Genomic DNA, 19,822 nt, shown 5'->3' with positions numbered 1-19,822 from the left:
AAGTAAAAAAGACAAATGCTAGCAGAACTATACAACTAGCTTGTATGCGAGATTTATGCATGAAGATTTAACTAATATTAAGAAGCTATTTTCTAGAATAACTTATCGAATGAAGGATCCCACGCTACAATTTTTTGATCGTACATGGCATCGAGCCCCATTTGTACGCAAAGGGCGGCCTTGGCTCCTGTAGCCAAATTGGACACAGGAGATTTGTTGTCTATAATACTGTCCCTAAAATCTATTAAGGCTTGCTTACTGGGTTCTATGTGTTCCACTTTGATCGGAATGCCTTTCCCTTCTTCCCATGAAACGGTAGCTCCAGATACACCATCTAAGTCTCCCAATTTTTTATTCAGCTTTCCTTCTGGGTAAAACCAGGCTTTCCCATAGCTCAATATAATTGTTCCTTTGTCCCCCAATACTTTGATCTGGTAGTCATCTTTGGAGTTTGCAGTGAGACAAGTATATTTCGCTTTAACACCGCCCGGATAGTCGTAAATCAAATGAATATTGTCATAGGTTTCTCTGCCGTCTTTCCAATAATCTACACTTCCGAAACCTGCTACTTTGTTAGGCGTAGCATCTAAAACCCAATTAGCAAAATCTAATTGGTGCGAACATAATTCAGCCACCAATCCACCAGAGTATTCTCTATACATTCTCCAGTTAATGATTCTTTCCAATTCTGGAGATGGCACTGATCGTCTCCAATTACCATTTCTGTTCCATTGGCATTCGAAGGCTTGTATTTTACCCACTTTGCCATTTTTGATGAGTTCTACCACATGCGTATACAACCTTGAACTATGGTATTGATGTCCAGTTTGGAATATTTTTTTTGAGTTATCAACTTTATCAACAAGGCTTTTGATTCCTTCATATCCTTTGGCCATGGTTTTTTCGCAATACACATGCTTTCCTGCATCTATGGCATCCATGGCAATATCGGCATGGGTACTAAAAGGGGTGGCTATCAAAACGGCATCGATATTTTTGTCGTCCAGCAACTTTCGGTAATCGCTATAGCCCTTTGCTTTCTGGCCTTCCACCTTGCTCAACCCATCTTCTAGCCGAAATGGAAGAATATCAGCACAAGCGACCACATTGAAATTGTCAATACTATTGATATTGGGTATTAAGCCCCTGCCTCTACTTCCTGTCCCAATCACGCCAATGTTTACCTTACTATTGGCTTTATTGATACCTATCATGTTTGCTGCTGCCAATGAAGATGTGGCTAATCCTGCTGTGGCTAAACTACCTTTGATTACAAATTCCCTTCTTTTCATCTGTCCCCCTTTTTTAACAATAAAAATCACCTTTGATTTAAAATACCAAAGGTGATCAATTTAAACAATTCTTGAAATTTATACTGACTTAATTTCCCATCCTGGCTCGTAGGTTCTAGACCACAATTTCATGGCCTCTCTATCGTAAATACGTCCTGTATTTTCGTCCACTTCGTAGGCACTATTAGTTCTATAGCCAATATTCGCATAATGCGTCAGCATCTGACTAATCGCCCCTTGTTCAATAGGCGAGGTCAATTCTGCTTTGCCGCGAATGGCATCAAAGAAATTATTAGTATGGAGTGTCGAAAGATCTCCTCCTCCACCAAGTGCAGTTCCAGCCTCGTCGCCAGCAAAAAGGCTTTCTTTGATCATTTTTCCTTTGAGGTCGTACAGTTTGTACCCCCCTCGATCCACAAATACCGAACCTTTTGAACCATAGATTATAGTTCCTCTGCCAGCGCCATATTTGTAGTATCCATTTCTACTCTGACCATCCCACTTGATGGTTTTATCTCCAGAAAATTTGAATGTGGCTTCCATCGTATCGTACATTTCCCAACCATCATCTTTGTACTGATATTTGCCAGCATTGACCTCCACTCTTTCTGGGTATTTTACTTGCAACGCCCAACGAGCAATATCTAATTCGTGTGTGGCGTTGTTTCCAGTTTCGGCTGTACCGTAGTCCCATCCGTACCAGTGCCAGTTGTAGTTCCAGGTATCGTCGGTATACTCTCTACGCGGCGCAGGCCCTTGGAACAATTCCCAATCTAATCCCTCAGGAGGTGCTGTCTTTGTTTGATGTGGAACAGACCCTCTTCTACTGGTATAAAATGCAATGGCATTATATACATCTCCTATGATTCCTTCATGAATATCTTTGATAATTTCCTGTGACTGCGGAGAAGATCGTTGCTGGTTCCCCATTTGTACTACTTTATCATATTTTTTCTGATAATCCACCAACAGCTCCCCTTCTCTTGGGTTATGGCTACATGGCTTTTCCAAATAGACATGCTTACCCGCAGCCATAGCCATACACGCACCAGGTGCATGCCAGTGATCTGGAGTTGCCATAAAAATAGCATCTACCTTTTTATCATTGATGATGTTTCTAATGTCATTTTCCAACTTAGGTTTGTTGCTAATCACCTTAGAAAATGCAACAGCAGCATTGTCCCTCTGACTTTTCATCACGTCACATAGATAGACAAGATCCACATTGTTGTTTTTGTTGGCAATGGCATCGAGATAGGCTTTATACCTTCTTCCCAATCCCTGAATAGCCACTTGCAAACGGTCATTCGCTCCAACAATTCTGGCATAATTTTTTGCACTCATCGCGCTGACCTGGCTTGTAATGGCCATACCAGCCGCCCCTGCTGCGGCTTTTTTAATAAAATTTCTTCTATCGTTTTTCATAGTTGTTTGTATCTGCTTTTAATCTAATGGACGAATTTTTACATTTTTAAATGATACCAGATCTCCATGATCTTGAAGAAGTATTTGGCCTCTGTCTAGCTCACCAAAATCCTTCCATTTTACATATTTACTTTCCGAAACCAACTTTCTAAATTCTGGGCTTTTTCTTTCGTACTCCAATACTTTAGTTCCATTCAACCAATGTTCAATGTGGTTGTCGATTGATTTGATATGAGCCGTATTCCATTCACCAATTGGCTTGATAGGCTTGTTTACATCCGCTTGAATGAGATCATACAAAGATGATACAGTTCTGCTGCCTTCGTGATTACCTTTTTTGGCATCTGGGTGCAAATCATCGTCCAATATTTGATATTCTAGGCCGATAGATGAACCAGGACCTTTGTTGATCTCAGTATCCACATAGTATTTAATTCCGCTATTAGCTGCAGGAGTCAATTTAAAATCCACTTTGAACTCAAAGTCACCAAACAACTCATTAGTAACTATATCACCACCAGCTCTAGACTCAGCGCCGCCAGACGAAAGTACAGACAATACACCGTCTTCGATCACCCATCCTTTTTCTGGAAATGCCTCTAGCTTGGCTCCTCTCCAGCCATTTGATGTTTTACCATCCCACAGCATTTTCCAGCCTTTTTTGGCTTCGTCTATGGTCAAATTGTTTTTTGTGATGATCGGCTCCAATGGAGAAGCAGTCGCATACTGATCCAAATTATCAGTCAAAATTCTAACATTCTTCCAGATGATGTTAGTGCCTTCTTTTTGATCGTCTTTGATGCTGTGCACTTGTAAGGCTATAAAACCAGTAGCCGTTTTATCATCGATTAGGTATGCTGCTGGAACGCCGTTGATCCATGTTTTAATGGTATCTGCTATCGCTTCGATTCTGTAGTGGTTCCAGTCATTTTGTTTGAATGCTTTTTGCGCCTCAGGATTATCCGTTAGCGGATTCAACCAACCTCTTCTGGCTTCATCGTAAATACCTGCACTCCATGCTCTCTCAGACGGATCGATCTCCACCTGATAACCATGTACTCTTCCGTTGTTATAATGTTCAAAACTGTTGGTTCTGATTTGAATACCGGAATTCATAGAAGGATCCACTTTGTACTCCAATTCTAATATGAAGTCCCCATATAAATTATCCGATCTTAAGAACGTATTCGGTGTGTTTTTTACTGTGGTTCCTACAATGGCTCCATCCTCAACTTTGTATGTAGCTTCGCCCCCAATTTTAGACCAACCATTTAATGTTTCACCATCGAACAAATTGACCCATGGTGTTTGATCTTCTTTCTCACTTGTACAAGCCAAGAGACTTGTTGCAACCAAAAATGCAGAAAGTATTTTTAGTGTTTTAATTTTTGTCATCATGTATAATGAATTTGTTTTTGTATTCGTAATATCTTTCAAAACTAGACTGATACCTAAAGATGGATATGGATTTTTCACTCAAAAACATGGTCAAAAATCAATTTTACGCCTTTTATGCTCATTTATGATGCTGAAAGCTCACTTTTTTAGGTAAAAACCAAACCGAATGAGTATTCTAAATCGAACATCACCACAGTGGTTGGCAATACAGTTTTATTCCTTTACGGTTACCACCTGTTGCAATCGAATATCCTCACTAGAGGTTCCGATTTGAATTTCGAAATCTCCAGGCTCAACGAGATACTCTCGAGCAGCCGAATCATAATAACGGAAGTCATCGTTCACATCCAATTCAAAAGTGACTGTTTTTGTTTCTCGTTTTTTCAACGCTATTCGTTCGAAATTTCTCAGTTGCTTGATAGCCATCCACTGGTCCGACGCTACATCTTTTACATAGAGCTGCACCACTTCTTCGCCGTCCAACTTGCCGGTGTTCTTTACTTTCACAGAAACTGAAAATTTATCAGCATCGACTACCGTTGTTTTATCTATTTTAAGATCAGAATATTCGAAATTGGTATAGCTCAAGCCATGCCCAAAGGGGTATAAGGCTTCACCAGTATAATATCTATAGGTAAACCCTTTGCCCGCTCGCATATTATAATCATCAAAATCAGCCAACTCTTCGGTAGAGGCATAGAAAGTAACAGGCAGTCGCCCAGCTGGGTTATGGTCACCACACAAGACATCTGCCACGGCATCACCGCCTCGCTGTCCAGGATACCAGGCCATGAGGATGGCATCCAATTCTTCTTCGAGCCCATCGAAAGACACCGCACCACCAGACATCAAGACCAGTACGATAGGCGTACCCGTTTTTTTCATGGCTTTTAGTGCTTTCAGCTGAACTGCAGGCAATTCGATTTTTGTGCGGTCCCCTCTATTGAATCCTTCAATGTTGCTCCGGTTTCCCATTTCTTCTCCTTCCCAGGTGGCATCTAATCCACCAACAAAAATGGCTACGTTAGCTTTTTTGACATCCGCTAATGTTTTCGCCGAAAGCTCCATGGGATTTGATTTATCTTCCTCTGCCTGCTGACCTGGGAGTACCCATACCAATTCAATTTGAGCATCCCCTCTGTTTTCGTAATAATCTACCTCGATGTTGTAGGACTTCCCTTTTTCCAAATAGACTTTACCTAAAAAAGGTCTCATGCCATGATTAAACCAGGCATCGGCAATTTTTTTTCCATCAATAGACACACGACTACCATCGTCCGATGCTACGCCCAATATGTAATTCCCTGTCTGAGGAGCGATCAGCTGCCCCGTCCAACGAATAGAAAAGCTATCGATAGGAATGGCTTGCTCGGGGTTTAAAATACCCTGTGCTATATCCGTAGTTGTAGGTGATTCGGCTTGATAGTTGAACTTCACCTGCGGGTCTATTTTTTGAAAAACAGGTTCTCCTTTCAGCTCCATATTACTATAATAATGCCCGGTTAAACCCGTTACTTTTTGTCCATTCTCATCTATGGTAAATAGATGTTTGCCATCTACTATGGTATAATCGTGATTGACCACTTCATCTATCACCAGTGGAACTCCCTTGGAGTAAGTGATTTCTACCTTGTCCCCAACAGCCTTTTTTAACCCATCGATAACGGTCACGGGGTTAGAAGCTGTTCCATAGTAATTGCCTCGTAGGGATTCTAAGTTGTCAGCGTTTGGCCCTACCACGGCGATTCGCGAAATTTTACTCGTATTCAATGGCAGAACCCCATCATTTTTCAATAAGGTCATCGATTTTTGAGCCATGGCTAATGCCATTTCATCGTGAGGTTTACTGTCATTGACCTCAAAAGGAATATTAGCATAAGGAACCATTTCGGTCGGATCGAACATACCCAGCTTCATCCTCGCCAGCATCAAACGATATACTGAAAGGTCTATTTCACCTTCATCGATTAGGCCCTGGTCGAATGCGTTTTTCAAATGATTATTATACACATTCCCACAGTTCAAATCACAGCCTCTACGAACTCCGACTGCTGCTGCCTCTTCTGGGGTGTTCACTATTTTGTGGTACTTGTAGATATCTCTGATCGCACCGCAATCAGAAACCACATAACCATCAAAGTTCCACTTGTTTCGAAGGATATCTTCGAGCAACATCCAGCTGGCTGAAGATGATTCGCCATCTACTCGATTATATGCGCCCATAAGGGAATACACCTTAGCATCCACGACCAAATCTTCGAAAGCAGGAAGATACGTCTCCCATAAGTCTCGTGAATTGGGTGTGGCATTGAAAAAATGTCGCTGAGGCTCTGGTCCATTATGGACGGCAAAATGCTTAGCAGTAGCGACCAATTTAAGGTATTTGGGATCGTCTCCCTGCAAACCTTGCACAAATTGAATACCCATTTGACCAGTCAAATAGGGGTCTTCGCCATAGGTCTCATGTCCTCGACCCCAGCGCGGATCTCTGAGGATATTGATATTAGGAGACCAAAAGGTAAGTCCTTTGTATCGGCTAAAATCGTTGTTTTGCAAAGCGAAATGATGTTTTGCTCTGGCTTCGTCGCTTATGACAGTCGCTACATCATACATCATGCTTTTGTCGAAAGTAGCTGCCATACCTGTGGCTTGGGGAAACATAGTAGCCGTACCCGCCCGAGCTACACCATGCAAACATTCGTTCCACCATTCGTATGCGTTAATTCCTAAGCGAGGTATTGCAGGGGAATTATTGACTAACTGAGAAATTTTCTCCTCCAGGGTCATTTGATTGACCAAGTCTGCCGCACGTGTTTCAAAATCTAAAGTTACATCCTGATAGATTGGTATGGCTACTGGCTGTGCTTGTCCATAAACCGTAAACACAGTTAAAATTGCAAATACTGATGTTTGAAAGCGTATCATATTGTATCGTTTTGTTTTTGTTCTACTGAGTTTGAAAGAATCCTTCCGTATGAAGTCCTAAAATTCTCCGATTCAAATCGGCGTGTACTTAATCGTTAATGTCCCTTGGTCTACCTTTTCAATAAAGTCTACTCCTATCCTGTAAGCCGACCCTCCTTCTCTTAGTTTTTCAACTGGCACTAATTCATCCGTGATTTTTAATTCTCCGTCCTTGCTGTACACTTCCGCTTTTAATGACTGTTTCTCAGTCTTTAAAATTACCGTATTAGCATTCACTATTTCATAATCTGTGAGTGTCATGATCGCCACACCAAAAGCCATGGGCTCAGAAAGTGAAAACTCATCTTTAATCGTGATGGCTCCCTGACCCAACTTGTCATTCTCCATGGTTCTGACCAATTCTTTCAAAGCTGGTAGTTCGTAAGCGTCTTTAATATCCATGACCACTCGGTCTAAGCTGTCACTAAACTCAGCAGCAGTTATTCGCCCAATGTACTCTCTGCCTTTAGACTGAAGAATAGTGTCTATCCTAGGTACTGGATGACCCCATGAGCTTCGAGCCGGATTGTCGTCTGAGAATGCGCCAGCAACATAGGAAGGGGCGCCAATATCACCAGTCATGATTTCATGGCCTAAAACCACAGCGTAAGTCCCTACATCCATGTGATTATGATTCTCACTGTTGTGGCCAGCTTTAACCGCAATAGACAATGGCACCTCCTGCTTACCACGAGAAATGACCATTCCAAATTGATCAAAAAAGGTATAATTGGGTAACTCAGTGGTCACTTTAGCCACGAGATCTTGATTTTTTCCATCCAACATATATCCCCATTCTATCAATTGAAAAGCTGCCGAATAAGTGTCTATTCCACCATTCTTCTCCACATACGGAGGCCTGATGGCATCGAATTTTCTTACTGCCATTTTACTGGCAAATCCTCCGTCGTCTGAGACTTTGGAGACCCCATCAGAAAATGGCGCACATACGCCTTTTGTGATTTGATATCTAGCTGGAAAGTTGGCCACATTTTTAATTTTATCTGGATTGTCGAACTCGAACAAATTGACGGATCCATCGGTATAGTCGAAAAGTATCTCTGCCAAGTATAGGTAATGACCAAACCCATAATTCCAATAACCTGCCCCCTCAGAGCAATAACCATCATCCCCAAAACCATTCAAGTAAATGCGCATACTATTCAAGGCCGTGGCTACAGCCATGAGTCTTTCTTCAGGATCTTGTGAAGTGCTGATCGTAACGAAAACCGATCCACTGGTACACACAGAATTCCAATTACTGGTTGATTGAAACCAGAAACGGTGGGTTTTGCTTTTGTCCTCGGTTGACTCCAGGTAGTTGTCGATAATCCTTTCGCGTGTAATGTCCTTGATGTCTTGTCGGACTTCGGGAGATAGCTTGTCTCGCAACAACACCTCTGCCAAAGCCAAATCAGATCCAAAGCGACGAGACCCCAAGTCTATGGCCATGCTATTTCCTTCCATCACATCATTGTCCTTAGTGTCATGATTCGGATGCAGCCAAGATTTCATTGTCATTATTGCATGGAGATACCCTTCAATCTGTGAAATAAACCGACCTTTACTTTCGATACATTCTGCCAACATAAAATGCTCCAGTCGTGTCATCGTTCGATAATAGCGTGGCTTATAAATACCACGATTGCCCTGCAGATTGGCGACCCGATAGATGGAGTCTGAGATTGGCACTTCAGGTGCTATATTTATCCATGTAACAGCTTCTGCCAGATATTGCTCACCTTCGTCGGTTTGTTCAATTTTATTCCAATAATTGCGATCACTGATTGGTGGAGCGGGTTGAAATGTTTCCGAAGGCATAAGCGGCCTCAACATTTCAAGTTGAGCCTCATTGGGATAGATCGTTCTGCCTTCCGCCAAAGCAAGATACTCAGCGATATCCAGCACTTCAACCTTTTTCGGCTGACTGCACCGGAAACAGATCAAGCCAATAATCCAAATTAATAACGTGTTTCGCATCATTCTATAGCTATTTTTTTAATACTATGACTGCCTTTTGAAAAGCTCGCTCTAGACGAAAATCTATCCGATCTGGGTTGTTTCTGTTTTTTGCTCCTTTGCGTGTTTCTACGAGCTTACCATCTTCATATATTTCTAGGCGCTCGGGCTGATAGTTTTTTGGAATACCGATCAATACAGCGTTGTCATTTTGCACCTCAAAGCCAAGGGCAGATTTTTCAATGGATAAATTCGAAGGTTCTCGCAAACTGAGAATTTCCCAGCCTTTGCGAGAATACCGCGTGGTACCGGCTGCGAAAATGTAATCCAATTCGCCATCTGTTTCGCGTGTGATGCTCAGTAGTCCTTTCTGATATAATGCCTCTGTACTTACAAAATCATTTTGTGATGGAGTAGCTACGATGTGATCTATAGTCGATTGGTTGTCATGTGTTACCCTCAGCATTTGGGCAGATTTGTTTACTGTATCTTTCAAAAAAGCAACCTCAGAAATGATCTGATCATTCCCTTCCAAATACGGGTTGAAGATGGCTACAAACGGATCGCTCCATGCAGCTTTATTATTCCTAACTACCAAAGTGGGTATTTTTGTCTTGAGCAATTCCTCTGGTGCAGACTCCTTACTTAGTGCTTTGGCTTTCGGTCCGTTTACTGAAAAGTAGGTTCTATTATTTCCACCTTTCAGCCACACTTTCATCAGACTTGTTGGATTTTCTTCGCTGGCCATAGTAAAAATCGCTTGAAGATCTAGATCTGTAGAAAAAGATTTTTCCTCAGTGAAATAGTCATAAGCCAGCAAAAACCCAGGTTGCTTGAGTTTGGAAGAAGGAGCTATTGGCAACAACTCATTTTGTTCATTATAAAAACTCAACGATTGTCCCAAGCTGTGGAAAAAATAATCATGCTTTTGAGTGTCTGCCTCAGGCCTTTCAGAGCGGAAGATGTCGAGTACATATCCTTTGCCCGAAGGGCTGTTGATGATGGCGGTCAGCCGTTGCTGATTGGATCGTGTGGCTGGCTCAACAAATGAAACTTTAGAAAAAGTAACCTGATCGAATGGGTTGTTACGAACTCCCGCTTTTGGAAAATGAATGTCCATGCTAAACGGTTGACTCACACGCATGGCTCTACTGTCAGAAATCCCATCGACGACCACTGTGTTGTGTGCGGGATAGCGAGCAAAGTACTGACGGTGATCTGGATGCCAATAGCTTGGACCCGGTCCCATATCAGGTGCCAGCACGTAGTTGTTGGCATATAGCTCTATGCCTATGCCGTTGGCATGGGCGTGATTGCCAAAGGCCCCGAAGGTAGATACCGCAGTAGCATTCGACCCCTTACCCATGCGCTGCATAAACCAGCTTACATTAGGCGCATAGAAGGTGGGGGATGTTAAATTAGCCATCAACTCATCTGCATTTAATTGATCCGTTTCTACCAATTCATCCACATAAAAAAACAACTCAAACAATCCGCTGCCACGGCTTTCAATATCCGAAAGGCTCTTATATAAAGCAGTAATTTCATTTTCTTTCTCTTCTTTACCATACTTTCTATAATTGGCAATTAGGAATTCGAAACTCTCCGATGGTAAAGGCTTGTGGCCCGAATCACCGAAGGCCACCATTCTCCCATTGGGAAACAAATATTGAAAAGTGGCTAATGTAGCTTTTTCAACTATCGGAAAGTTTTCCAATTCATTGGCATTTGTCGCATTGTCTAGTACGGCGAGGATTTTGAGCAACGTAGCTGTGACATGGGAAGAGTAGGAGGCCGATTCAGGCCAGATGCCTGTTTGCTGATCATAAGTTAGCACTGCTTCTTTTAAAGCGATCTGTCGATCCGTGCTGATTTCAAAAGTATGATCTAAGTAATATTGCTGCCCTTTGCCATTGTCGTAATGATCATTGTTATCCAGTGCCAAGGCAATGTAAGTGAGAAACCTAGCCTGAAAGAAATTCCAATTATTGTCAGGGATACCATTGACTATTATCTGGTCGCCCCATTTCTGAAAAACCGCAACAGATAGCGCACGATCCTGCCCGTTTTCTTCCAGATAATCATACATGAAGTCAGAAATCAGAGCAAGAGATATCACAATTTGTTCGTGAATGACTTCAAAAGTGGCTAATCCAGATACTCTTTGTTGACTGGAATTTTTAAGATCGACTGGTGCCTCTCGATAGTACATCCCTTTCATATAAGTATCGTAAATCGGCATGGCAAAGGCCGCATATTTTTCCTGACCGGTGTACCAATAGAGGAACGCAGCATCTTCTGCAATGGCCATTATACTTCTATTGATACCTTCAATGATATGGCCAGCTTCGGATGGATGCACCCACTCCATCTCTTTGGTTTCTTTGTGCTGCAGATACAGGCCTCGTTCGTCATCGAAGTAGGGTTTTACATCTTCTATCGAGGGTCTCATGTAATCTGTCGCCCAATCGCGCGTGCCAGAAAACCGCACAGTAGGTACCGGAGCTTCGCCTTCGGAGTGAGAAAAATCTCCACCGCGCAAATAAACTTTGTCGTGTTTGGTCTTCCAGTTCATCTGCAAGCGTGAGACCATCCAATCAGGATCTGACGCACAGTGGGTGAGATACTGATCTACACGCTCTTGCTTTTTCTCAATGATAGCGGTCTTCCATTTTACTTTTTTTAGTGACTTGGCAAAATCTTTTGGCTTCACCTGGTTCACATAGATGCGAGGGTGGTTTTCCTTCGACCCGGATGGGTTCATCTGCGCATACAGCTCAGTGGCCAGCAATAGGCAAATAATAAGTGACGCGTATGATTTCACACTTTTGTTCATTTTCAATACCTTCATCTTAGTCTTTACCATTCTACTCTTCGAGTTTTTTAAGCCTTAATAGCGCTTCCATGAAATAATAATCTGCATATATAATAGGCACGTCAATTTCTTTTCCTTTTGGTTTGTGGCCAGTCGAATGAAGTAAAAGGGCTGGGTTTTGATCTCGACTGAGATAATCATCCGAAGACAGTTTTTGTATCATTTCTATGGCAGCATTTTTATACTTAATTTTTTCTTTGGGGTCATCGAGAAGTGTGACCAATTCCAACATACCACAAGCTGCAATACAAGCTGCCGAAGCATCTTTGGGTGCTTGCGGAATATCAGGATCATCAAAATCCCAATAGGGCACCCCTTCTGCTGAAAGTCGACCTAGAAATACATCTGCAAGCTTTTTTGAAGTCTCCAAAAAATCTGCTCTACTTGTTTCGCGGTGACTCACTGCAAAACCATAGATTCCCCAGGCTTGTCCACGTGCCCATTGGGAATCATCTGCATAGCCTTGATGTGTTATGCCTTTGATGAAATGTCCATCAAGTGTGTCGTATATCCCTACATGATAAGAGCTAAAGTCAGGTCTTACCAGTGTTTTCATGGTTGTTTCGGCGTGCTGTTCTGCTATATCGTATAGGCGCTGGCTGCCACCATTTTTTGAGGCCCAGTACAGCAGCTCCAAATTCATCATATTATCTATGATTGTATTGTGAGGAAACTCTTTCTTCCTTGGCCAAGAGTGTATGGTTCCAACGATAGGATTGAAAAGTGTGGCCAGTGTATCTGCAGCTTTGAGTATCACAGTTTTATAAGATTCATCGCCTGTCAAGCGATAAGCATTGCCATAACTGCAATAGATCTGGAAACCAATGTCATGATCATCTGCAGAAGAATTGGCAATCACCTCTAGTGGTTTGGTGAATTTTTTGGCTTCTTTCTTCAGTGATTCATCTTTCGAATACTCGTAAGCATACCATAAAATCCCCGGCCAAAAACCACTGGTCCAGTCATGTAAGCCAACAGTTTTCCATTCCTTTTCTCCAGGAGCAATGTTTCTGGGCATGCGATCTACATTAGACAGACTGTTTGCAGAAGCTTTGACTTTAGAAACACAATAATTTAATGTGTGTTCTATCGAATTCTCTTTTCGCTCTTGACTGCAAGAAGCCAACAACAGAATAATCGACAAACTAAAAATGATTCTAGTTAGAAGACAAGGGCATGTATGTAATTTCCTATTTATCATTTTAATCATTAATCAAGTGGCACCAAGTGCATGGCAAATCAGTTATAAGAAAGCAACTGCATATCCCATCCACTGTTTCTAACCAGCTTTAATTTTGAGATCATATTCTTACGACACTACAGTCATTTTTTCGAAAATATGGACTACTACTAACAACTCCTGTATTATTGAAAGATCCCTCCATAGATTAGGCGATTATATCCATATTTTCAATTATTTTTGATCCCAATTGGAGCCATCAGTATCTCTAGGTGATAAGTTATTGTTGGTCTGAAAATACAGTTCACTTCATTTTCAATTGGCAATTTCGGTTAACTGATAGACGGCAAAATTGTCTATCATCATGTGGTTGTGAACTGTACGTAAACCAAAATGACCTTCAGTATATGGATTTGGATCCTGAAAATCGAAAATCAACTTATCGTTTTTATAAAACTGAATGATGTCCTTATAAGCGATAAGACGGATTTTTATGGCCGTATTCGGTTTGATTTGGTAAGCTGAATCAGTCAAATCATGCTGTGGCAACAGTGGTTTTTCTCCCTTACCGTTGTATCTACGAAACCGTGTTTTAGTATTGTGATGTCCTCCCATACCCACGTAGTACAAACTCAGTGAGTCATAGTTTCGGAATTTGCCATTTCGGGATTCGGACTTGGCAAAGAGGTTATCAGGATGTTCTGAGTCAGTCGCCATCCAAAAACAGTTGAGATCAGAGACTCGGTCGAATGCTCCACCCGCCTCGACTACATAAGCATCATATTCAATCATAATCGGCCCGTTCAATTTATTCTTGAACCAAACCGTACAGCCAGCCTTATCTTTCACTACAAGCTTTCCATCCTTGCCATATACTGTGCCACCTGGCATCTGCTCAGCCTGCCAGTTGTCTATACCGTTGGAAAAATCATCACGCAACAACAATTCCGCCTTTATGGACAGGCCGTCAGTTAATTTAATGATTCGGTGATTAGGTGCTTCGCAAGCTATCATGGCTGAAATCACAACAAATAAAAAATTCAAACTATTCATATCAATAGATAAGTACCGGCTTGATGTATCTAACCTACATTAATAATCACAGTACATCAGGTTTTCTTTGGTTATGATATCCAAGGGTAAATATTGATTCTTTGCAACATCTGATTTGAGTATCAAATGCTTATACAATGCCTGAATGGCCAGATAGCCCTGCTTAATGGGTTGTTGGTCTATTAAATAATCGATCCAGCCATTTTTCAGGCATTTGATATTGGAATCTATCAGGTCATAGCCAATAATTCTCATATTGCATTGCTTTCTGATCGGATGAATTTCATCAAGAATCGTGTATGACTTCGAATGTGGAATAAATAAGTGAACAGGTTTACTTTCCTTTAACAATTGCGCTTTAAGTTCTGCCATTGTCAAACCATCCGTTTCGAGATTGACCTTAGAAATATTAATGTGTTTCTTAGTGGTTTGAAAGAAAGCTTCTAAACCTTCTATTCTCTTTATGATTGTCATTTTTTGAAGATCGGATGCGGATTGTGTAACTACCCAGATACAGAAATAATTATCATAAGCATTGCTCAATATCTTTCCTGCCATTGTACCACTCTGATAGGTGTCCTGACCAATGAACGAAAGGTTGTTCATTTGCTCCATAGTAGCGTCTACGAAAACAAATGGAATTTTTGTCTCACTAAGCATTTTTGCACCAGCACCGTCTCTGGAAAGCATATTGGGAGAAAGAACTACGCCGTCGGCATCACTTTCAAGCGCCTGTTTTATGGCACTTGCCCGAGTCTCCTCATTCAAAGAAGTCACCTCAATTTCCCGCTGCGTAAATCCCATGGCTTCATATTCATTTAACGCCCGCTTGATCCCAACCCGATGTTTGTCCCAATAAGGATTATCATTTGATAAAACTACAGCAACTTTGTACGTACGATTTAACTTTAAATTTCGAGCATAAATGTTAGACGAATAGTTTCCTTTTTTTGCAATCTCCAAGATTTTATCCTTGGTGGCTTGTGCCACACGCCCCCTATTATGCAAAACGCGATCGACAGTACCTATGGATACTTCTGCTTTGCTGGCTATCTCCTTGATCGTGATTCTTTTAGGCATCAACTATTAAAATAAATACAATTATATTTTTTAGATTATGTTGCAATATACTACATTTGTCCAATAACGTTAACGTACACACAGACTATTCCTTCTATTCAGAGGGTTTTTTTAGACGAAAATGCGTTAACGTACACTCAAATAGTGAAACATGAAAAAATTAAATAATAAAGTAGCAGTAATTACTGGAGGTGGAGGCGTATTGTGTAGCACGATGGCTCAGCACCTTTCGCAATTAGGGTGTAAAGTTGCCATTCTTGATTTGAATAAATCAAATGCGGAAAAGGTAGCTCAAGAAATCAATGCAAATGGTGGTGATGCCATTGGCGTGGAAGCCAATGTCCTTCTCAAAGACAGCTTAGTCAAAGCAAAAGAAGAAATTCATAGCGCTTTTGGTACCTGTGATATTCTCGTAAATGGTGCAGGCGGAAATCATCCTAAAGGCACCACAAGCAAAACGCATTTCGAAGCAGGCGATCTGGAAAGCACTGAAGATATTACCACATTTTTTGATCTTGATCCAGAAGGGATCAAGTTCGTGTTTGACTTGAATTTTATAGGTACGCTATTACCTTGTCAGATATTTGCTGAAGACATGGTGGGCAAAGAAGGATGTACGATCATCAATATATCGTCAATGAATGCCTTTACTCCTTTGACGAAAATTCCAGCATATAGCGGAGCAAAAGCAGCCATTTCAAATTTTACGCAATGGATGGCTGTTCATTTTTCTAAAGTTGGCATAAGAGTAAATGCGCTAGCGCCAGGGTTTTTCCTAACCGATCAAAATAGAAGATTACTCACTGAAGAAAACGGCAATCTAACCGCACGTGGCAACACCATTATAGAGCACACCCCAATGGGAAAATTTGGTGAACCAGAAGACCTTTTGGGTACTTTGGAATGGCTTGTAGGGTCAGGCTCTTCTTTTGTGACAGGAGTCACTATTCCGATAGACGGTGGTTTCAGTGCATTTAGTGGGGTATAAATATTAGACAGATGGAGAAATTAGAACAAACTTGGAGATGGTATGGCCCAAATGACGGCGTGACCCTCTCACATATCAAACAAGCAGGGGCGACGGGCATTGTATCTGCTTTGCACCACGTACCGAACGGAGAGGTCTGGACAGTTGAAGAAATCAACAAACGAAAATCTGAAATTGAAGCTGCAGGACTTACATGGTCCGTAGTGGAAAGCGTCCCTGTGCACGAAGACATTAAGAAGAGAACAGGCAACTTTCAGCAATACATTGATAATTACCGACAGTCTATCATCAACCTAGGCGCCTGCGGTATAGACACGATTTGTTACAACTTCATGCCTGTTTTGGACTGGACGCGTACTGATTTGGATTATCCATTTGGAGACGGGTCTACTGCACTAAGGTTTGATGCAACGGCTTTCGCAGCTTTCGAACTTCATTTGCTCAAGCGACCTAATGCAGTCAATGAATATACTGATGAACAACAAGAAGCTGCTCAGGTCTATTTCGATCAACTCTCCGATGAGGCAAGAGAGGCATTAGTCAACAACATCATTGCTGGTCTGCCAGGGGCTGAAGAAGGCTACACTTTACGGCAGTTTCAGGAAGTATTAGACACCTACGAAAACATTGATGCCAATCAGCTCAAAGCCAATTTATTCGAATTTCTAAAAGCCATCATTCCAGCTGCAGAACAAGCAGGTGTCTTGATGTGTATTCATCCAGATGATCCTCCTTTTCCAATTTTAGGATTACCTAGAGTAGTGAGTACAGAGGATGATATCAATCAGCTATATGATGCTGTCGATAGTCACAACAATGGATTGACATTTTGCACAGGTTCATTCGGCGTGAGAGAAGACAACGATTTGGTTGGAATGGTGCAACGGTTAGGTAGCAGAATTCACTTCATCCACCTTCGAGCGACAAAAAGAGATGCCTTAGGCAACTTCCACGAAGCTGATCATTTAGATGGAGATGTGGACATGTTTGGTGTGATGAAAGCCTTGGTCGAAGAACAAGAATTAAGAATAAAAAATAATCGAAAAGACATTCGTATGCCATTCAGGCCAGATCATGGTCACAAGATGCTGGATGATTTGGTGAAAACGACAAACCCAGGTTATTCGGCCATAGGTCGACTTCGTGGTTTGGCTGAATTGAGAGGTTTGGAGTTAGGGATTAGAAAATCGAAGTAGGGATGAAAACATTTATAGGAGACGACTTTTTATTGACCAATAGTGTAGCAGAGGATCTGTATCATAATCATGCCGCTTCGATGCCTATCATTGATTATCACAATCACCTAGACCCTGCTGCCATTGCTTCCAACCATCAATTTAAAAACATTACGCAGGCTTGGCTCTCTGGAGATCATTATAAATGGCGCGCCATGCGAGCCAATGGTGTGGATGAAAAGTTCATTACTGGAAATGCTTCAGATGAGGATAAGTTTTCAAAATGGGCTGAAACCGTTCCAAACACACTTAGAAATCCTTTGTATCACTGGACTCATCTAGAACTGCGAAGGTATTTCGGAATAAATGAATTGCTTTCTACAGAGACGGCAGCTGAGATCTACTCAGAAACCGCAGCCCTGATGAATAAGGACTCTCACTTGTGCGTAGGACTTCTCCTTCAAATGAATGTAGAATCTTTATGTACCACTGATGATCCAATTGATAAATTGAACCATCATCAGGCGATTAAGGAGCGAATTAAAGTGCCTAAAGTGTATCCGACGTTTAGGCCTGATAAGGCGTTGCAACTGGATGAATCGAAAGAATACTTAGACTACATCCAGCGACTCAGTACCGCTTCAGGGATTACAATCAATTCTCTGGACAGCTTTTTGGAAGCCCTGCAGCAGCGGGTAGATTATTTCCATGAAAATGGATGTCGGGTATCGGATTTGGGTTTCCATCAAATACCAGCATTCAATCCAAATGCGACTGGCTTAGATCAGCTATTTTCTTCTTTGCTCAATGGAAAAAATATCGATTTAACTGAAAAAGAAAATCTGCAAGGATACGTTCTTACTGCTTTGTGCAAAATGTATCATGCCAAAGGATGGGTGCAGCAATTTCATCTAGGAGCACTTCGAAACAACAACGAACGTGCGCTCCGAGAGCTTGGCCCTGATACTGGCTATGATTCCATGGGAGACTATAGCCAAGCTACTCGACTGTCCAAGTTTTTTAATAATCTTGACAATACAGACCAGCTAGCCAAATCCATTATTTACAACCTCAACCCCCGTGACAATGATTTGTTCGCTACAATGGCTGGCAACTTCAACGACGGTAAAATTGTAGGCAAGATGCAATTTGGGACTGGATGGTGGTTTTTGGATCAAAAAAATGGCATGGAAAATCAGATGAATTCGCTGTCTAACATGGGTCTTCTAAGCCGATTTGTAGGCATGCTTACCGACTCGCGGAGCTTCTTGTCTTTTCCGAGACATGAGTATTTTAGACGAATCCTATGTAATTTGATCGGTACGGATGTGGAAAATGGGGAAATTCCTCATGACATGGATCTATTGGGGAAAATGGTGGAAGATATCTGCTACAACAATGCCAAAAACTATTTCGACTTTAGCGAATAAAATGATGATAGAAAACACGCAAAAGATGTTTGTTGCCATTGCATTGATGCTTTCAGTAGGATTGATGAGTTGCAAACAAAATCAGGATCGTCATACATTGAAACTGGCCCACGGGCTCAATGATGCCCACCCTGTGCATTTGAGTCTTTTAGAGATGGCTCGACTGCTGGAGGGGTTGTCTGGAGGAAAAATGGCTATGGATATATATGCCAACGGACAACTGGGACAAGAACGTGACCTGATGGAATTACTGCAAATAGGCAGCTTGGATATGACCAAGGTATCTGCAGGTTCGCTGGAGAATTTTGTGCCCGAATTCAAAGTTTTAACCTTACCCTATTTGTTTTCTGACTCTACTCATACCTGGAATGTGCTACAAGGCGAGATAGGCAAAAAACTACTTTCCAAAGGAGAACAATATCGACTCAGAGGATTATGTTTTTATGACGCTGGCAGTCGCAGCTTTTATTCTAAGGAAGCCCCTGTGAATTCACCCAAAGACTTAGAAGGACTGAAAGTCAGAGTCATGAACAGTCAATCGGCTTTCAATATGGTCAATGCGCTGGGAGGATCTCCTACCCCTGTGTCATTTGGCGAACTGTATACTGCCTTGCAACAAGGCGTGGTGGATGCAGCTGAGAACAATGCCCCAAGCTTTTACACGTCTCGTCATTACGAAATATGTAAGCACTACTCCATCGATCAGCATACCACCGTTCCGGATGTGCTCATTGTGAGTACCTACCTTTGGGACAAGCTCAATGAACAAGAGAGAAAATGGCTCCAGCAGGCAGCGGATCAATCTGTGGAGTATCAAAAACAAGTGTGGGCCAGCTCTGTTCAGGAGAGTTTAGCCGAGGTGCAAAAGGCAGGAGTTACTATTTATCACCCCGAAAAGGCTCCTTTTCAGGAAAAAGTAGCCAAGCTCTACGATGAGTTCAAAACTCAGCCTGAGATTTTTCAACTGATTAAAGACATACAAAACGCAGATCAATAAACTCAA

At 41.8% G+C, this 19,822-nt stretch carries 13 protein-coding genes; 4 read left to right on the top strand and 9 right to left on the bottom strand.

Annotated elements, in window-relative coordinates; translation table 11 throughout:
• Positions 1-92 precede the first annotated feature (92 nt).
• The 9 genes from ABJH98_RS17585 to ABJH98_RS17545 all read right to left on the bottom strand — a co-directional run bounded on the left by ABJH98_RS17585 (position 93) and on the right by ABJH98_RS17545 (position 15,226).
• Positions 93-1,292: a Gfo/Idh/MocA family oxidoreductase gene (locus ABJH98_RS17585; protein WP_348309088.1), complete on the bottom strand. Its 1,200-nt coding sequence runs from the start codon at positions 1,290-1,292 to the stop codon at positions 93-95.
• 78 nt (positions 1,293-1,370) lie between these two features.
• A complete protein-coding gene (locus ABJH98_RS17580; RefSeq protein ID WP_348309087.1) occupies positions 1,371-2,717 on the bottom strand; it encodes a Gfo/Idh/MocA family oxidoreductase in 1,347 nt (448 codons plus the stop codon).
• Between the two features lie 18 nt (positions 2,718-2,735).
• The gene (locus ABJH98_RS17575) at positions 2,736-4,115 is read right to left on the bottom strand and encodes a DUF1080 domain-containing protein (RefSeq protein ID WP_348309086.1); all 1,380 of its coding nucleotides are present in this window, start codon (positions 4,113-4,115) and stop codon (positions 2,736-2,738) included.
• Between the two features lie 213 nt (positions 4,116-4,328).
• The gene (locus ABJH98_RS17570; RefSeq protein WP_348309085.1) at positions 4,329-7,040 is read right to left on the bottom strand and encodes a glycoside hydrolase family 3 C-terminal domain-containing protein; all 2,712 of its coding nucleotides are present in this window, start codon (positions 7,038-7,040) and stop codon (positions 4,329-4,331) included.
• A gap of 72 nt (positions 7,041-7,112) precedes the next feature.
• Positions 7,113-9,062, bottom strand: coding sequence for a hypothetical protein (locus ABJH98_RS17565; protein ID WP_348309084.1), 1,950 nt, complete (start codon positions 9,060-9,062; stop codon positions 7,113-7,115).
• 7 nt (positions 9,063-9,069) lie between these two features.
• Entirely contained in the window at positions 9,070-11,904 is a 2,835-nt protein-coding gene (locus ABJH98_RS17560) for a heparinase II/III family protein (protein ID WP_348309083.1), read from the bottom strand.
• Position 11,905: 1 nt separating this feature from the next.
• Positions 11,906-12,931, bottom strand: coding sequence for a glycoside hydrolase family 88 protein (locus ABJH98_RS17555; RefSeq protein WP_348309082.1), 1,026 nt, complete (start codon positions 12,929-12,931; stop codon positions 11,906-11,908).
• A 477-nt stretch (positions 12,932-13,408) separates the two neighbouring features.
• Positions 13,409-14,146: a DUF6250 domain-containing protein gene (locus ABJH98_RS17550; RefSeq protein ID WP_348309081.1), complete on the bottom strand. Its 738-nt coding sequence runs from the start codon at positions 14,144-14,146 to the stop codon at positions 13,409-13,411.
• Positions 14,147-14,185: 39 nt separating this feature from the next.
• Positions 14,186-15,226, bottom strand: coding sequence for a LacI family DNA-binding transcriptional regulator (locus ABJH98_RS17545; protein ID WP_348309080.1), 1,041 nt, complete (start codon positions 15,224-15,226; stop codon positions 14,186-14,188).
• 151 nt (positions 15,227-15,377) lie between these two features.
• On the opposite strand from ABJH98_RS17545, the gene ABJH98_RS17540 reads away from it, so the two are divergent.
• The 4 genes from ABJH98_RS17540 to ABJH98_RS17525 are packed head-to-tail and all read left to right on the top strand — an operon-like array spanning position 15,378 to position 19,816.
• A complete protein-coding gene (locus ABJH98_RS17540) occupies positions 15,378-16,214 on the top strand; it encodes an SDR family oxidoreductase (protein ID WP_348309079.1) in 837 nt (278 codons plus the stop codon).
• An 11-nt stretch (positions 16,215-16,225) separates the two neighbouring features.
• Positions 16,226-17,410: a mannonate dehydratase gene (gene uxuA, locus ABJH98_RS17535; RefSeq protein WP_348309078.1), complete on the top strand. Its 1,185-nt coding sequence runs from the start codon at positions 16,226-16,228 to the stop codon at positions 17,408-17,410.
• Between the two features lie 2 nt (positions 17,411-17,412).
• The gene (gene uxaC / locus ABJH98_RS17530) at positions 17,413-18,819 is read left to right on the top strand and encodes a glucuronate isomerase (RefSeq protein WP_348309077.1); all 1,407 of its coding nucleotides are present in this window, start codon (positions 17,413-17,415) and stop codon (positions 18,817-18,819) included.
• A complete protein-coding gene (locus tag ABJH98_RS17525; RefSeq protein WP_348309076.1) occupies positions 18,788-19,816 on the top strand; it encodes a TRAP transporter substrate-binding protein in 1,029 nt (342 codons plus the stop codon). The genes uxaC and ABJH98_RS17525 overlap by 32 nt, the downstream gene beginning before the upstream one ends.
• Positions 19,817-19,822 lie beyond the last annotated feature (6 nt).

It is taken from the genome of Reichenbachiella sp. (assembly GCF_039969095.1).
Classification (GTDB): domain Bacteria; phylum Bacteroidota; class Bacteroidia; order Cytophagales; family Cyclobacteriaceae; genus Reichenbachiella.
The sequence above is the reverse complement of the archived record's forward strand: the minus strand, read 5'-3'. Positions and strand labels throughout refer to the sequence as shown.

Excerpts from the sequence above, each read along its gene's own strand:
- ABJH98_RS17585 (WP_348309088.1), bottom strand. The coding sequence starts at position 1,292 with ATGAAAAGAAGGGAATTTGTAATCAAAGGTAGTTTAGCCACAGCAGGA.
- ABJH98_RS17580 (WP_348309087.1), bottom strand. The coding sequence starts at position 2,717 with ATGAAAAACGATAGAAGAAATTTTATTAAAAAAGCCGCAGCAGGGGCG.
- ABJH98_RS17575 (WP_348309086.1), bottom strand. The coding sequence starts at position 4,115 with ATGATGACAAAAATTAAAACACTAAAAATACTTTCTGCATTTTTGGTT.
- ABJH98_RS17570 (WP_348309085.1), bottom strand. The coding sequence starts at position 7,040 with ATGATACGCTTTCAAACATCAGTATTTGCAATTTTAACTGTGTTTACG.
- ABJH98_RS17565 (WP_348309084.1), bottom strand. The coding sequence starts at position 9,062 with ATGATGCGAAACACGTTATTAATTTGGATTATTGGCTTGATCTGTTTC.
- ABJH98_RS17560 (WP_348309083.1), bottom strand. The coding sequence starts at position 11,904 with ATGGTAAAGACTAAGATGAAGGTATTGAAAATGAACAAAAGTGTGAAA.
- ABJH98_RS17555 (WP_348309082.1), bottom strand. The coding sequence starts at position 12,931 with ATGCCCAGAAACATTGCTCCTGGAGAAAAGGAATGGAAAACTGTTGGC.
- ABJH98_RS17550 (WP_348309081.1), bottom strand. The coding sequence starts at position 14,146 with ATGAATAGTTTGAATTTTTTATTTGTTGTGATTTCAGCCATGATAGCT.
- ABJH98_RS17545 (WP_348309080.1), bottom strand. The coding sequence starts at position 15,226 with ATGCCTAAAAGAATCACGATCAAGGAGATAGCCAGCAAAGCAGAAGTA.
- ABJH98_RS17540 (WP_348309079.1), top strand. The coding sequence starts at position 15,378 with ATGAAAAAATTAAATAATAAAGTAGCAGTAATTACTGGAGGTGGAGGC.
- uxuA (WP_348309078.1), top strand. The coding sequence starts at position 16,226 with ATGGAGAAATTAGAACAAACTTGGAGATGGTATGGCCCAAATGACGGC.
- uxaC (WP_348309077.1), top strand. The coding sequence starts at position 17,413 with ATGAAAACATTTATAGGAGACGACTTTTTATTGACCAATAGTGTAGCA.
- ABJH98_RS17525 (WP_348309076.1), top strand. The coding sequence starts at position 18,788 with ATGCCAAAAACTATTTCGACTTTAGCGAATAAAATGATGATAGAAAAC.